This window comes from Rhodoferax sp. ZS1R8 (assembly GCF_056521325.1).
The window spans coordinates 1-1,150 of the sequence record NZ_JBWMBA010000144.1; the positions used below are offsets into that span (position 1 = coordinate 1).

Here is a 1,150-nt window from a genome sequence, read left to right on the forward strand (position 1 = left end):
ATACAGTAGCGAGAACACGGCGTTGATCAGGCAGATGTAGACAAACATGCGGCTGGCAATGCGCGTGCGTTCGTCCAGCGCACTCTGGTGTGGAATGAACCAGCCCACCAGGAGGTCCAATCGCTCCAGGGTTGCTTTGCTGATGGCCGTATGCATGGCAGACCCTCGGCGCGGCTAGGCTACATGGTCCGTCAGTGTGCCCAGGGGCAGCTGGTGTAGCTCCGCCAGCAGGCGCGCCAGTGCGCGGCCGGCGGCGTCCAGCACGGCGCGCCCTTTGTCGGCACTGGCATTGGCGGCATTACCTACCGCGCCGTGCGGGTTGTAGTCCTGCATTTGCCAGCCTAGTTTGGCGCTTTTGCCATTGCCCAAAATGGCGAACTGCGCCGCACGGACCTCTGAGGTGGAGACAAAGTTTTGCGCCTGTGCCATGTCTACCAGATCTGGCGCCAGTGCCAGCATCATCGAGGTCTCGATGTCGCCAGCGTGTATGCCAAAGCGGTGCTCGTGTGCACTGAACAGGGCGTTAATGTCCTCACCCTGAGGCCCCAGCAGCGGCAGACCGAACCAGTTGACGCTGTAAACCAGCATGCCCAGACGTGCCCGCAAGTCGCGGGCCACGATGTCCATCACGCCCACCTGACCGCCATGGGAATTGAGTAGCACCAGCTTCTTGATACCGGTAGCGGCCACGCTCTCACCAATATCGGTCCACAGGCGTATCGTGGTCTCGGCTTTCAACGTCAGGGTGCCGGCAAAGCGGGCATGTTCGGGGCTCAGACCCACTGCCTGCGTGGGTAAAAACAGTGCGGGCGCATCCACGCCCAGGTGGGGCAAGGCGGCGACGACGACGCCGTCGACCAGGGCGCTGTCCACCTTCAGCGGCAGGTGCGGTCCATGTTGCTCGGTCGCGGCCACCGGCAGCACGGCAATCATCTGGGCCAGAGCGCCACTGGCCTTGCGCTGCGCAAAGTCTTGCGTGCTCCAGTCGGCCCAGTAGCGGGATGGCGACGCAGTGTGCATAGCGGAAGTGGCGGAGGATTCGGGCATTGTTGTGGGGAAATAGGCTGGTCCAACGGAGCAGCCATGGTAACGCGCTATGGTGTCAAAAACCAAGGCAGCGTGGCAGGGCCGAGGCAGGCGGGCGAGATGC

The 1,150-nt window shown here is 63.0% G+C and carries 1 protein-coding gene; it reads right to left on the bottom strand.

What is annotated here, in order from left to right; all coding sequences use genetic code 11:
• Positions 1 to 174 precede the first annotated feature (174 nt).
• Positions 175 to 1,020, bottom strand: a complete 846-nt coding sequence (locus AC097P_RS24510) for a creatininase family protein (RefSeq protein WP_479613021.1) — start codon at positions 1,018 to 1,020, stop codon at positions 175 to 177.
• Positions 1,021 to 1,150 lie beyond the last annotated feature (130 nt).

What these genes read in the sequence shown, in the direction of transcription:
- AC097P_RS24510 (WP_479613021.1), bottom strand. Translation starts at nt 1,020, where the DNA reads ATGCACACTGCGTCGCCATCCCGCTACTGGGCCGACTGGAGCACGCAA.